General features: G+C 73.0%; 11 protein-coding genes. All 11 read right to left on the bottom strand.

Annotated features, from left to right (window positions below):
* The 11 genes from LZG04_RS37275 to LZG04_RS37225 are packed head-to-tail and all read right to left on the bottom strand — an operon-like array spanning window position 1 to window position 13512.
* Entirely contained in the window at window positions 1–1827 is a 1827-nt protein-coding gene (locus LZG04_RS37275) for a non-ribosomal peptide synthetase (RefSeq protein WP_233826252.1), read from the bottom strand.
* 4 nt (window positions 1828–1831) lie between these two features.
* Window positions 1832–4138 (bottom strand): excinuclease ABC subunit UvrA, encoded by a 2307-nt coding sequence (locus LZG04_RS37270; protein WP_233826251.1) that lies wholly within the window; start codon window positions 4136–4138, stop codon window positions 1832–1834.
* A 25-nt stretch (window positions 4139–4163) separates the two neighbouring features.
* On the bottom strand, window positions 4164–5210 hold the full coding sequence (locus LZG04_RS42835; protein ID WP_233826250.1) for an FAD-dependent monooxygenase: 1047 nt from the start codon (window positions 5208–5210) through the stop codon (window positions 4164–4166).
* A complete protein-coding gene (locus tag LZG04_RS37260) occupies window positions 5207–6394 on the bottom strand; it encodes a glycosyltransferase (RefSeq protein ID WP_233826249.1) in 1188 nt (395 codons plus the stop codon). The genes LZG04_RS42835 and LZG04_RS37260 overlap by 4 nt, the downstream gene beginning before the upstream one ends.
* Window positions 6391–7236 (bottom strand): alpha/beta hydrolase, encoded by an 846-nt coding sequence (locus LZG04_RS37255; protein WP_233826248.1) that lies wholly within the window; start codon window positions 7234–7236, stop codon window positions 6391–6393. Before LZG04_RS37255 ends, LZG04_RS37260 begins: the two co-directional genes overlap by 4 nt.
* Complete coding sequence (locus tag LZG04_RS37250) at window positions 7229–8272, bottom strand: acetylserotonin O-methyltransferase (protein ID WP_233826247.1); 1044 nt, start codon at window positions 8270–8272, stop codon at window positions 7229–7231. The genes LZG04_RS37255 and LZG04_RS37250 overlap by 8 nt, the downstream gene beginning before the upstream one ends.
* Window positions 8269–9552 carry a class I SAM-dependent methyltransferase gene (locus LZG04_RS37245; RefSeq protein WP_233826246.1) on the bottom strand — a complete coding sequence of 428 codons (1284 nt, stop codon included), beginning with the start codon at window positions 9550–9552 and terminating at the stop codon, window positions 8269–8271. Before LZG04_RS37245 ends, LZG04_RS37250 begins: the two co-directional genes overlap by 4 nt.
* Window positions 9553–9588: 36 nt before the next feature.
* Window positions 9589–10752 carry a dTDP-4-amino-4,6-dideoxygalactose transaminase gene (gene rffA / locus LZG04_RS37240; RefSeq protein ID WP_233826245.1) on the bottom strand — a complete coding sequence of 388 codons (1164 nt, stop codon included), beginning with the start codon at window positions 10750–10752 and terminating at the stop codon, window positions 9589–9591.
* A complete protein-coding gene (locus LZG04_RS37235; RefSeq protein WP_233826244.1) occupies window positions 10749–11489 on the bottom strand; it encodes a methyltransferase in 741 nt (246 codons plus the stop codon). Before LZG04_RS37235 ends, rffA begins: the two co-directional genes overlap by 4 nt.
* Window positions 11490–11533: 44 nt before the next feature.
* The gene (locus tag LZG04_RS37230) at window positions 11534–12319 is read right to left on the bottom strand and encodes a tryptophan 2,3-dioxygenase (RefSeq protein WP_233826243.1); all 786 of its coding nucleotides are present in this window, start codon (window positions 12317–12319) and stop codon (window positions 11534–11536) included.
* Complete coding sequence (locus tag LZG04_RS37225) at window positions 12316–13512, bottom strand: aminotransferase class V-fold PLP-dependent enzyme (protein ID WP_233826240.1); 1197 nt, start codon at window positions 13510–13512, stop codon at window positions 12316–12318. The genes LZG04_RS37230 and LZG04_RS37225 overlap by 4 nt, the downstream gene beginning before the upstream one ends.
* Between the last annotated feature and the right edge of the window lie 66 nt (window positions 13513–13578).

Raw genomic sequence — 13578 nt, 5'->3', positions numbered from 1 at the left:
TCAGCCTCGCGCCCTCCTCGTGCGGACCAGGTCGGCGATCCCGCGGGCCGAACCGGCGTCGGCGATCTCGTCGGGGGCCAGGGCGACGCCGGTGACCTCCTCCAGCCGGGCGCCCAGGTCGATCAGGTGCAGCGAGGTCGCGCCCGCCTCGATGAGGCCGGTGTCGGCGTCGACGGCGGGGTCGCCGATGACCTCGGCGAGCAGGTCGCGGACGATCCGGACCAGGCCGCCACCCGGTGCTGCGGCGGCGTCCGGTGGGCCGTCCGCGCCCTTCGCCAGCCGGGCGGCTAGTTCCGCGCGGTCGACCTTGCCGTTGGCGTTGAGCGGGAACTCGTCGAGGACGTCGACGACGGACGGGACCAGGTAGTCGGGCAGGTGCGCGCGCAGGTGCTCCAGCAGCTCGGCCTCGGTGACGTCGTGCCCGGAGGCGCGCAGGCACGCCAGCGCCAGGCGGGTGGCGGCGCCGCCGTCGGGCACGGCCTGGGCCACCGCGCGCTGCACGCCGGGCAGCTCCTCGGCGCACACCTCGACCTGCCGGGGCTCGACGCGGAAGCCGCGGATCTTCAGCATCTGGTCGGCGCGCCCGGCCAGGACGATCGCGCCGTCGGCGGTCCGCTTGGCCAGGTCGCCGGTGCGCAGCAACCGCTTGCCGTCGCGCACGGCGAACTTGCGGTCGGTCAGCGCGGGGTCGCCGAGGTAACCCAGGGCCAGGCCCTCACCGGCGATGCACAGCTCCCCGACGCGGCCCGGCGGGCACTCGCGCAGGTCCTCGTCGCGCACGCTCAGCTCCACGGTGGGCATGGCGTGGCCGACCGGCACCTCCGGGCTGTCGAGGTCGGCGGGGGTCAGCCTGTGCACGGCGGTCAGCGCGGAGTTCTCCGTGCAGCCGAAGGCGTTGAAGACCTCGCCGCCCGCCACCTCCAGCGCCCGCGCCAGGTGCGGCACGGACGGGAAGTCACCGCTGACGATCACCCAGCGGGCCCGGGCGATGGTCTCCGGGTGGTGCTCGACGAGCAGGTTGAACAGCCCCACGGGCAGGTTGAGCACGGTGGTGCCCTCGCGGGCGGCGAGGCGGGCCAGCTCGCCCAGCGGCGGCACCCGCTGGGGTGCGACGGTGAGCCTGCCGCCGCGCAGCAGGCAGGTCCAGATGTCGGTGGTCGACGCGGCGAACGACGGCTGCGCCAACTGCAGGAACCGGTCCCCCGGCCCCGGGGTGTAGCCCGTCAGGTGCCGCGACACCCGCGCGATGCCCCGGTGCGCGATGACGACGCCCTTCGGCTCGCCGGTGGACCCGGAGGTGAACAGCACGAACGCCGGGTCGTCCGGGCCCACGCCCGAGGCCACCGGGCCGGCCGGCGCCGACCGCGCGGCGGCGGTCAGCTCCGCCACCGGCAGGCAGTCACGCCCGGGCAGGCCGTCGACGGGATCCGCCGAGTCGGTGAGCACGAGCGCGGGCTCGGCCACGCGGTGCATCCGCGCCTTGTGCCCGCCCGGGTGGTCCGGGTTGAACGGCACCACGACCAGGCCCGCCTTCAACGCGCCGAGGAACACCTCGTAGAGGGGCAGCGAGCGGTCGAGGTGCACGCCCAGCCGGTCGCCCGGTCCCAGGCCGCGCCCGCGCAGCGCGTGGGCGAGCCGGTCGGTGCGGGCGTCCAGCTCGGCGTAGGTCAGCGTGGTCGTCCCGTCGGACAGCGCCTCGCGCCCGGCGTGCTCGCGCGCGGTGCGGGTGAACGCCTCGGCGATGGTCTCGGTGGTGACGGCCCGGGCGACGGGAGCCGTCGCGGGGGTGGTGGTCCTGGGCGTCGCCGTCGTGCTCGACGCGGTCATGCTGTCAGCTCCTCTCCTTGGCGAGGTAGCGGCCGGTGAGGCTCTCCTTGTGTCGGGCGAGGTCGGCGGGCGTGCCCTCGAAGACCACGCGGCCGCCCTCGGTGCCCGCGTCGGGCCCGAGGTCGATCACCCAGTCGGCGATCTTCACGACGTCCAGGTCGTGTTCGATGACGATGACGGTGTTGCCCGCGTCGATGATCCGGTCGAACAGCTCCACGAGGTGCCTGACGTCGGCCATGTGCAGGCCGGAGGTGGGTTCGTCGAACACCACCACCGTGCCCTTGACCGACAGCCTGCTGGCCAGCTTCACCCGCTGGCGCTCGCCGCCGGACAGCTCCGACAGCGACCTGCCCAGGGTGAGGTACCCCAGGCCGACGTCGAGGAACGGCTTGAGCCGGTCGGTCACGGCGACGTCGTGGAACTGCTCGACGGCCTCCTCGATCGTGGTCTCCAGCACGTCGGCGATCGAGCGGGCGCCGATCTTGTAGTCGAGCACGGCGGGGTCGAACCGGCGGCCGCGGCAGGTCTCGCAGACCACGGTGACCGGGTCCAGGTAGGCCATGTCGCTGGTGACGGTGCCCCGACCCTTGCAGGTGGGGCAGGCGCCCTCGGCGTTGAAGCTGAACAGGCCGGGCTTGACGCCGTGCTCCTGGGCGAACCGCTGCCGGATGAGGTCCCAGACCTTGGCGTAGGTCGCCGGGGTGGAGCGCGGGTTGATGCCCACGGCGCTCTGGTCGATCACCACGATGTCCGGGTGCTGCCGCGGCAGCACCTTGGTGGCCAGCGTGCTCTTGCCCGAACCCGCCACCCCGGTCACCGCGGTGAGCACGCCGAGCGGGAAGTCCACGTCGACGTCGCGCAGGTTGTTCAGCGACGCCTTGCGCACCTTCAGGGTGTCGGTGAACGGGCGCGGCTCGCGCGTGGTGATCGGCGCGCGCAGCTCCCGGCCGGTCGCCGTGTCGCTCTTGGCCAGCGCGGCCGGGGTGCCCTCGAAGGTCACCGTGCCGCCGTGGGCGCCCGCGCCCGGCCCGATGTCGATGACGTGGTCGGCGGCCTCGATGACGGCGCGGTTGTGCTCGACGACGAGCACGATGTTGCCCTTGTCCCGCAACTGGAACAGCAGCGAGATCAACCGCTCGACGTCACGCGGGTGCAGCCCCACGCTGGGCTCGTCGAACACGTAGGTCATGCCGGTGAGGCTGGAGCCGAGGTGGCGCACCGTCTTCAGCCGCTGGCCCTCGCCGCCGGAGAGGCTGGTGGAGGACCGGTCCAACGACAGGTACCCGAGCCCGACCTCCTCCATGCGGCGCAGCGCGGCCAGCGGGGGTTGCAGCACCGAGCTGTCGCCGACGGCCTTCTCCAGCTTCCGCAGGGTCTCGATGAGGTCGGTCACCTGCATGGCGCACAGGTCGGCGATGTTGTAACCGTCTATCTTGGACTTGAGCACCGCGGGCGCGAGCCGGGTGCCCTTGCAGGCGCGGCAGCGCTGCTTGTCCACGAGCGGCTCGACGTGCTTGCGGTCCTTGGGCTTGAGCGAGTCGAGCCCCGGCTTGACGAAGCGGCGGGTGAACCGGTCCACCAGGCCCTCGTAATCGTTGACCGCGACGTTGCCGAGGTCGTCGAGCCGGTCGGTCTGGAAGCCACCGCCGTACAGCAGCAGTTCGAGCTTGTCCTCGGGGTAGTCCCGCACCGGCAGGTCCGGGTCGAACAGCGGCTCGCCCAGTCCCTTGCCGGGCTGCTCGACGTGGTAGTGCGCGGTGGCGTAGCGCTTCCAGTAGTTGGTGCCCACGGCGAACGACGGGTGTTGGATGGCGCCCTCGTTGAGCGACTTCGACCGGTCCAGCAGGCGGTCGACGACGACGGACAGCACCTCCCCCAGCCCTTCGCACTCCGGGCACATGCCCTCGGGCGCGTTGAACGAGTACGCGGTGGACTCACCCGCGCTGGGCTTGCCGTGCCGCGAGAACAGCACCCGCAACATCGGCTGGATCTCGGTCAGCGTGCCGACGGTGGAACGGGCGCTGCGCCCCAGGTTGCGCTGGTCGACCACGATCGCGGGCGCCAGGTTCTCGATCCGCTCGAAGTCGGGCCGCTCGAACTTCGGCAGCCGGTTGCGGATGAACAGCGGGAACACCTCGTTGAGCTGCCGTTGCGACTCCTTGGCGATCGTCTCGAACACCAGGGAGGACTTGCCGGAACCCGAGACCCCGGTGACGACCGTCAACGCGGGCGACGGGATCCGCACCGTCACACCGGTGAGGTTGTTCGTGCGCGCGTCGTGGACGACCAGCGGCGGCCGAGCGCTCTTCACTGCTGCATCCTTCCGGTTGGGGGTTTCAGACGGCCGCGGACGACTGCGGTGCGTGGCCGCGCACCAGGCGGCCGCCTCTCGTCACCAGGCTAATGGCGAACGCGCGCAGGGGTCTGTCGAACTCTTCCGCCGCTCGGGTGAACCACTCGGCGCTCGTCCGACCCAGCCGCTGGGCCCGTTCCACCTCGGGCCTGCGCCCGTCCTCGTAGGCGCGCAACGCCGTGCTCGGCGAATCCCCGCCGGCGAGGGCCGTGACCAACGCCTCGGCGTCGGCGAAGGCGAGGTGGGTGCCGTGGCCGATCGAGTAGTGGGTGGTGTGGGCGGCGTCGCCGACGAGCACCACGTTGTCCAGCGACCACGGCCGCACGGTCCGCTCCCGGAACGTGCGCCAGGTGTAGGTGTCGCCGGCGGGCCCGGTGTCCACCCGCACCCCGAACAGCTCCTCGACCTCTTCCCGGTCCAGCGCGCGGGGCCCCTCCACCAGGAACGTGCTGGCCCGGTCGGAGAACGGGTAGGCGTGGGCCAGGTAGAGGCCGTCGGCCGCCGGCGCGGTCAGGAAGGTCAACCCGTCCAGCGCCCGGTCCAGGCCGAGCCAGGTGTACTGCGGGCCGACGTTGCGCGTGGTCACGTCGAACCCGGACCGGTCGGCGAGCGAGCCCGCGCCGTCGGCGCACACCACGAGGTCGTGGGAGGTCGACAGCGCGGTCAGCCGGGGTGCGACGCGCTCGCGCAGCACCACGCCGGCCTCGGCGCACTCCTGCCACAGCAGCCGGTTCAGCGTGGCCCGCGCGATGGCGCCCAGGCCCGGCACCGCGGACGTGGTCCACTTCTCGTCGCCGCGTCGCACGGTCGTCTCGGTCCAGCGCACCAGGTGCGCGGTGACCTCGTCGGCCAGCCGGGGTGACGCCCGCCGGAGCAGGTCTTCGGCCTCCGCCGGCAGGATCACCCCGAACCCGGCGTGCTCCGCGCGGTCGCGTTCCCACAGGGTGACCTCGCGGGCGACGCCGCGCCGCATCAGCAGCAGCGCGGTCATCAGCCCGGCCGGGCCACCGCCGACGACGGCCGCCCTCACCGCCGCCTCCCGGTCCGCTCGCCCACGATCGCGCCGAGCCGGGTGGCGACCTCCCGCACCGACGGCAGGTCCCACAGCTCCCGCTGGAGCGCCAGCGCCGCGTCCTTCTGCTCCTGCGAGGTCAGCGCGGCCAGCACGGCCTTGGCCAGCTCACCCCGGTCGAGCGCGTCCAGGTCGAGCATCGTCCCCGCGCCGACCGCCTCGATCGAGCGCGCGTTGCCGACGCTGACCGTGCCCGGCGTCGGGATGCCCACCTGCGGCAGCCCCGCCGCGATCGAGGACATCACGGTCCCCGAACCGGCGTGGTGCACGATCGCGTCGGAGTGGTCGAGCGCGAACTTCAACGGCAGCCACTTCTCCACCCGCACCCACGAGGGCAGCGGGTCGGGCAGCCGGTCCAGCCGCGCGCTGCCCGCGAGCACCACCGCCTCGCACGGCGTGCCGTCCAGCGCCTCGATCACCTCCCGGTAGGTCTGCCCGCCGCGCGCCTGCGTCTCGGTGGACCCGCAGGTCAGCACCACTCGGGGCACCTCGCGTGCGCCGAGCAGCCAGCGCGGGACGTCGGCGGCGCCGTTGAACGAGCCGTAGCGCATCCGCAGGCGGTGCGCGGGCTCGCCGTTGGTCCACGGCAGCTGGGCGAAGTTGGTCAGCGACGGCGGGAAGACGTCGATCTCCACCTCCGCCTCCGGCACCCGGTCCGGCAGGTCGTCACGCGAGGCGAGGATGTGCGCCAACGCGGGGTCGAACGTCGGCAGCGGCGAGCCGTAGCCGTGCAGGACGCCGACCGCGCCGAGCTGGTGGGCGGCGACCAGGGCCGCCGAGTGGATGCCCGGGTAGACCACCGCGTCCGCGCCCCAGGCGCGGCCGATGTCGAGCAGGTCGTCGAGCATCCGCAGGCCGACCTCGCCGAAGTACTCGCCGTGCAGCCGCATCGAGTCCTCGTCGACCGGGCCCTTGCCCGCGTCGCCTGCGTCGATGATGCGCAACAAGCGGTCGTAGGGCTCTCTGGCGTCGAGCCTGGCACCCGCCTCGACGGTGGTCAGCCCGGCCCGCCGAGCGGCGTCGGCCGCCGCGCCGGTGGTGGCGACGAGGACGTCCTCGCCGTCCAGCACGAGCTGCTGGGCCAGGGGCACCAGGGGCAGGAAGTGGGCCAGCACTGGCATGGACGTGAACAGGTACTTCATCCGGTCACCGTTCCCTCCCGGGTCGTGGCGCCCGTGTGGCGCGTGGTGAGCAGGCCGAACGGGGTCGTCGGGTCCACCAGGTCGAGCGGCAGGTCGAAGTGGTCGCGTTCGGGCACGACCACGTCGGTCACCGGCACCCCCGACCGCGCCAGGTGCGCGGCGTACTCGGCGTGTTGGCGCAGGTAGGTGGCCGTCTCGTGCTCCCCGGCGGCCAGCAGCACCGCCTCGCAGCGCGGCGCCGGCATCCGCAGCGGGCTCAGCCGAGCGGCCTGCCCGTCGGTGAGCCCCAGTTTGTCGTTGACGTAGGTGCGCGGGATCTCGCTCAGGTCGTAGAGGCCGCTGAGCAGGCACGCGGTGCGCACCGGCGGGGTCGTGGGCCGGGCCAGGGCGGCGGCGAGCAGGTGCGCGCCCGCGCTGCTGCCCGCCACGTGCAGCCGGTCCGGGTCGATCCCGTGGTCGGGCCCGGCCGCGTGGAGCCAGGCGATGGCCCGCGCGACCGAGTCGACCATGTCGGGCAGGGTCCGCCGCGGGGCGAGCCCGTACCCGACGGCGACGAACGCCATGCCCAGCGCCACGGCGTTCGCGGCGGCGAAGCAGGCGTCGTCGACGCCGGACTCCTGCCAGTGCCCGCCGTGCACGAACACCAGCGCGGGGGCCGCCGGGCCCGCGGGGAACACGTGGCACCGCTCACCGTCGCCCGTGCCGTAGGGCACGTGCTCGCGCACGGTGAGCCGGGACCGCGCTTCGTCCCCGCGGGTCCGGTAGCGCCGCAAGGTCCCCGCCGGGTCGCGGGCGACCGTGCTCGGCGAGTACTCGCGGTCCAGCGGGTCGTGCTCACGCATCGGGCTTGCTCCCGAGCAGCACGCCGTGCGGCGTCCACCCGGAGCCGCGGACCCGCCGGACATCGGTGAAACCGGCCGAGGTGAGCCACTCCTCGTGCTCGCGCCACTCGTAGATCGTCGAGTCCTCGCACGGCAGCGTGGTGAAGTAGACGTTGTCCAGGGCCGCGTAGAGCGGACCGCGGCCGTCGTCGTCGGCGAAGGCGTTGAACACCGCGACCCGGCCGCCGGGCGGCAGCGCGTCGTAGGCGCGCTTGAGCAGGGCCTGGTTCTGCTCCGGCGACCAGATCACGAACTGGTGGGCGAACAGGACCAGGTCGTGCCCGTCGGGCATGGGGTCGGCGAACATGTCGCCGACCACCACGTCGAGCCGGTCGGCCAGGCCCGCGGCGGCGATGTTGTCCCGGGCCACCTCGACGGCGCCCTCCAGGTCGAACACCGTGATCCGCAGGTGCGGGTGCGCCTTGGCCAGCGCGATGGCGTTGACCGCGTCGCCGCCGCCCACGTCGAGCACCGACCGCACCCCGGCGTAGTCGACCCCGTGCAGCAGCACCGGGTTCGTCAGCTCGGACCACGAGTGCATGCCCCGGAAGAACAGGTTCTCCAGGTCCGGGCTCTGCTCCAGCCGGGTGTACATGTCCGCGCCCGTGCCGGGCAGGTGACGCAACCCCTCGTTCTTGCCGGTGCGCAGCGACTCGGCGTACTCCTTGGCGGGCAGGTACGACAGCCGGTGCTGGAAGTCGACGATGTTGCGGATCAACGGCCACGTGCCGTCGTCGATCGCGTCGCGCAGCGCGCCGGTGGGCGCGTACCGGTCGTCCGCCCGCTCGGTGAGGCCGAGGGCGGTGGTGCCCAGCAGCAGCTTGCGGGCCGACTTGAGCGGCAGCCGCAGGCCGTCGGCGACCTGCTCGGTGGTCGACGGCCCGTTCTGGACCAGGTACTCGAACAACTGCAGCTCGGCGGCGGCGCGCAGTTGCTGGAAGGCCGCGAAGCCGAACAGCACCGGCACCAGCGGCCCGAGATCGGCCCGCGGGGTCATGACCGCGCCGCCGAGGAGATCGCGGCCCGCTCGCCGCCGACGAGCTGCGGTTCGGGGATGGGGATGAAGAACCTGCCGCCCCTGGCCAGGAAGTCCGCCTCCTTGGCCAGGATCTCGTCGCGGTAGTTCCAGGCCAGCAGCACGTACACGTCGGGTTCGCGCTCCCGTGCCTCCTCAGGCGAGATCACCGGGATGCCCAGGCCCGGGACCAGGGTGCCCTGCTTCTCCGGGGTGGTGTCGCTGCAGAACTCCAGCGACCCCGGCGGCACCTGGCTGGTGGTGAGCAGGGTGACGCCCTTGGCGGAGGCGCCGTAGCCCGCCAGCCGCAGCCCTTCCTCCCGCAGGTCGAGCAGGCTGGAACGCAGCGAGGCGCGCAGCCGGTCGACGATGTCGGCGAACCCGTCGTAGGCCTCGTCGCGGAACAGGCCCGCCTCCTCCTCGGCGCGCACCCGCGCGTCCACGGTCTCGGGGTTGACGCGGTGGCGCGAGTCGGCGTGCGCGATCGTCACGACGATGGAGCCGCCGTGCACGTCGAACTCCGCGACGTCGACCACGCGCATCCCGAACCGCTCGAACAGCCGCTGCAACGTGCTGACCAGGAAGTACGACAGGTGCTCGTGGTAGACGGTGTCGAACGCGCGGCGGTTGATCAGCTCGACCAGGTACGGCACCTCCAGGACGAACAGCCCGTCCGGCGCGAGCAGCTCCCGCACGCCCGCGACGACGTCGTGCAGGTCGTCGATGTGGGCGATGACGTGCCGGGCCATCATCAGGTCCGCCCGGCCGTGCCCGGCGCGCACGCGCTTGGCCACCTCGGCGGTGAAGAAGTCGGTGACGGTGTCGATACCGCGGGCGCGGGCCTGGGCGGTGATGTTGCGCGCCGGGTCGATGCCCAGCACCGCGCAGCCGAACTCGCGGAACTTCGACAGCTGGTCGCCGTTGTTGCTGCCGATCTCCACCACCAGCGAGTCCGGGCCCAGGTCGAGCCGGGAGCGGTAGTGGGCGGCCAGACCCTCCATGTGCCAGTGGATCAGGCGCGACGGCGAGCTGACGTAGAAGTAGTGCTCGTACAGGTCGTGCTCGTCCACGACGTGGGTCAGCGACATCAGCCTGCAACTGCGGCAGGACATCAGCGCCAGCGGGAAGATCTGCTCGGGGACCGACTCGTCGGTGACGAACGAGTTGGCCAGCGGGACGCGGCCCAGCTCGAGGAAGGTGTGCCAGTCCTCGGCGCCGCAGACCCGGCAGGACCGGACCGGTGTCACACGGGTGCGCTGCATCGTCTCTCCGTTCAGCGGTCGGTGTCGGTGGTGGGGTCAGGGGTGGAAGCCGGTGATCGCGTCGATGACGCGCCGGTGGTAGTCGTCGCTCATGCCCGCGTGCATCGGCAGGCGGACCAGCCTGCGCGGCAGGTCGCCGGCGACCGCGCACCCGCCGGGGCCCTCGCGGCCGAACCGGCGTCCGGCGGGCGAGTCGTGCAGGGCGAGGTAGTGGATCGCGGCCGTCAGCCCCCGGTCTGCCAAATGCCGCAGGAGGCCCGCCTTGGCGTCCTGCGTGGGCAGCACCAGGTAGTACAGGTGCGCCGAGTGGGTGGTGTGGGCGGGCACGTGCGGCGTCCGCACGCCGTGCTCGCGCGCCCACTCGGGCAACGTCGCGTCGTAGCCGTCCCAGAAGCGGGCGCGGCGGGCCTGGACGTCGTCGAAGGTCTCCAGCTGGGCGGCCAGGAGCGCGGCCAGCACCTCGTTGAGCAGGTAGCTCGACCCGAGGTCGACCCACTGGTACTCCTCGACCAGGCCCCGGAAGTACAGGTGCCGGTCGGTGCCGCGGTCCTGGATGGTCTTGGCCCGGTCGAGGTCGGAGGGCTCGTTGACCAGCAGCGCCCCGCCCTTGGCGCAGTGCACGTTCTTGGTGGCGTGGAAGCTCAACGCGGCGAAGCGGCCGAAGCTGCCCGTCGGCCTGCCCCGGTAGCGGCTGCCGAACGCCTGCGCGGAGTCCTCGACCACGGCCAGGCCGTGCCGCCGCGCGATGTCCATGATCGGGTCCATCTCGCACGGCACGCCCGCGTAGTGCAGCACCACGATCGCCTTGGTGCGGTCGGTCACCGCGGCCTCGATGTGGTCGGCGCGGACGTTGAGCGTGTCGGGGTGGCTGTCGACGAACACCAGGCGCGCACCGCGCAACGCGAAGGCGGCTGCGGTCGGCGCGTAGGAGAACGCGGGCACGATCACCTCGTCGCCCGGTTCGAGGTCGAGGGCGATCGCGCTCAGCTCCAGCGCGTGCGTGCACGACGGGGTCAGCAGCACCTCGGCGGCGGCGGTGACGCGGCGCACCACCGCGGCGGCCTGCCTGCTGTAGGGCCCGTTGCCGTCCAGGGCGCCCTGTTCCAGCGCGTCGCGCACGTACTCCCACTGGCGCGGCGCCACGTGCGGCTCGGTGAACGGCGGCTGCGCGGCGGAGGGCTTGAGCAGGATCTCGCTCATCGGACCAGCTCCATCAGGGACAGGTCGATGGCGACCCGGCCCTGCTCGTCGGCCGCGCGGCGGAACACCTCCGCGGCGCCCATCTCCTCGTGCGGCACCGTGAAGCTCTCCGAGCGGAACGGGCGCAGCTCCAGGCCGTGCCGCCGGGCCATGGCGGCGACCTCGTCGAGCTCGCCCATGGCGGCGCTGAAGCCGAGGAAGGCACGCCCCTGGTCGGTCAGCCGCTTGGGCAGCTCGCTCAGGAAGCGGTCGTGCAGCCGGTAGCCGGGGTCGAAGAAGTGGTCGGCGAAGTAGTCCCCCTCGGCGCGGGGCACGTCGTGGTCGATGAACGGCGAGTTCCAGAACACCAGGTCGAACGTGGCCTGCGGGTCGACCTCGGTGAACAGGTCGCTCTGCACGCAGTGGACCCGGTCGGCCACGCCGTGGCGCTCGGCGTTGAGCCGGGCGCTGGCCACCGCGTGCGGGTTGATGTCGACGGCGACGACCTCGGTGCAGCCCGCCGCGGCGGCCGTGACGGCGGCGACTCCGCAGCCGCAGCCCATCTCCAGCATCGACTTCGCGCCCTCGTAGGGCAGCCACTCGGCGAACAACCCGGTGGAGGTGTTGTACTCGCTGCCGACGACACCGGCCAACTGGTGCCACCGCCTGCCGTTCAGGGTGAACTCCCGGTCCTGCGCGCACCGCTCGCGCGCCTCCCGGAGGGCGCCCGCGGCCATCTCCCGTCCGAGCTCTCTCATCACGTCACTCCTCGTCGGGTCGTAGGGGTTGGGCGGCGCCGGTCTCAGAGCCGGGTGCGGAACGTCCACAGCTCGGGGAAGAACCGGTGCTCGTTGATCGCGCGCAGCCAGGGGGCGCCGTCGGTGCCGCCGGTGCCGTTCTTGCCGCCGAGCATGCGCTCGACGACGAGCAGGTGCGTGGCCCGCCAGTGCGAGAACTGGTAGGCGACCTCCAGCAGCGCCTCGGCGAGCCGGTGCGCGGTGTGGTGCTTGGCCGGGTCGCGGTAGATCTCCAGCCAGACCTCCTCCACGCCCTCGTTCGGCTCGTGCTGCCGGGCGGGGGCGCGGTCCAGGCAGGCCGTCGGCACCGGGTAGCCCTGCCGCGCCAGGTAGGCCAGGACGGCGTCGTAGAGCGAGGGCTTGGCCAGCTCGCGGCGCAGCAGCGGGTGACCGTTGTCGTGCGCCGCTTCCACCTGGTTGCGCGGGCGGTTGCCCAGGAGGAACTCCAACGCGCGGTAGGCGAAGGACTGCACGCCGGAGGCGTCGTTGAGGACGTGCCGGAACTCGGCGAACTCGTCGGCCGACATGCCGTTCATCGCCTCCCAGCAGGCCACGAGCACCCGCTGGGTGCGCGTCGCGCGGGACAGCGCCAGGCACGCGCCGGCGGCGTCGTCCTCGTCCAGTGCCGCGCGGGCGTGGTCGAGGTCGTCGGCGATCGCGCGGAACAGCAGTTCCTTGACGTGGCTGAGCAGGATGAAGTTCAACTCGCCCCGGGCCTCGCTGCGCGGCTTCTGCAGTTCGTGCAGCTTGTCCATCTGGGCGTAGGAGACGTACTCGGGCGCCCGGGTCATCGCACTCCCCTTCCGGCGTCGCTTGCTGGGTCGGCATCACCACCGATGACGTCGTGGAGCACCGCGACGGCGCGGCGCACGTCGTCGCGGGTGGTGCAGAGCGGCGCGAACGCCACCCGGAGCAGGTCGGGCGGGCGGGCGTCGACCAGGACGCCGCGCTCGGCCAGGGCGCGCTCGACCTTGTCCGCGCCCGCGATCCGCAGCGCCACGTGCCCGCCCCGGCGGTCCGGGTCGCGCGGCGAGGCGAGGACCGCGCCCGGGACGTCGCGCTCGACCAGCTCCACGAACAGCTCCCCCAGTTCCCGCGCCCGCGCCCGCAACGCGTCGATCCCGGCCTCCAGCAACGGGTCCAGCGCGTGGTCGAGGGCGACGAGGCTCAGCAGCGGCGGCGTGCCGGTGCGCGCCCGGTCGATGCCGTCGGCCGCGGTGAACTCCCCCGACATCGCGAACGGGTCGGCGTGACCGTGCCACCCCGTCAACGGGAAGTCCACAGTGGACTGCAACCGTTCGGCGACGTACAGGAACGCGGGCGCGCCGGGCCCGCCGCCGAGGTACTTGTACCCGCAGCCGACGGCGAGGTCGACGCCGTTGGCGTCCAGGTCGGTGGGCAGCACCCCGGCCGCGTGGCTGAGGTCCCACACCGAGACCGCCCCGACCGAGTGGCACAGCGCGGTCGTCTCGCCGATGTCGCGGCGCTCACCGGTGCGGAAGTCCACCGGGGACGCCACCGCCACGGCGACGTCCTCACCGCGGTGCGCCAGGTGGTGGTCGAAGCCGTCCCGGGTCTCGACCACGAGCTCGCGGTCCAGCAGCCGGGCGACCGACGCGGCGATGTAGAGGTCCGTGGGGAACGACTCGGCCTCCACCAGCAGCACCGGCCGGTCGGCGCGCAGCCTGCACGCCGCCACCATCGCGTTGAACAGCACCGTCGACGTCGTCTCGCCCGCGATCACGACCTGACCGGGCGCGGCGCCCAGCAGCCGGGCCAGCTTGTCGCCCACCACGCGGGGCAGGTCGAGCCACCCGTCCTGGAACCAGGCCCGCACCTGGCGGTGCGCCCACTGCTCGTCCACGACCCGCGTCAGCTCCGCCGCCAACGTGCGCCTCGGCGGCCCGAGGGAGTTGCCGTTGAGGTGCACCAGGCCCCCGGTGGCGTAGTCCGCCGGTCGGCCGGTACCAGGCTCGTCGAGCACCCGAACACCCTCCTTTCCGGGAATTACCGCCTGCTCCCAACGTATCCGGGCCGCCGGCCCGGCACC

It is taken from the genome of Saccharothrix sp. S26 (genome assembly GCF_021390395.1).
In the GTDB taxonomy this organism is placed as follows: domain Bacteria; phylum Actinomycetota; class Actinomycetes; order Mycobacteriales; family Pseudonocardiaceae; genus Actinosynnema.
The sequence above is the reverse complement of the archived record's forward strand: the minus strand, read 5'-3'. Positions and strand labels throughout refer to the sequence as shown.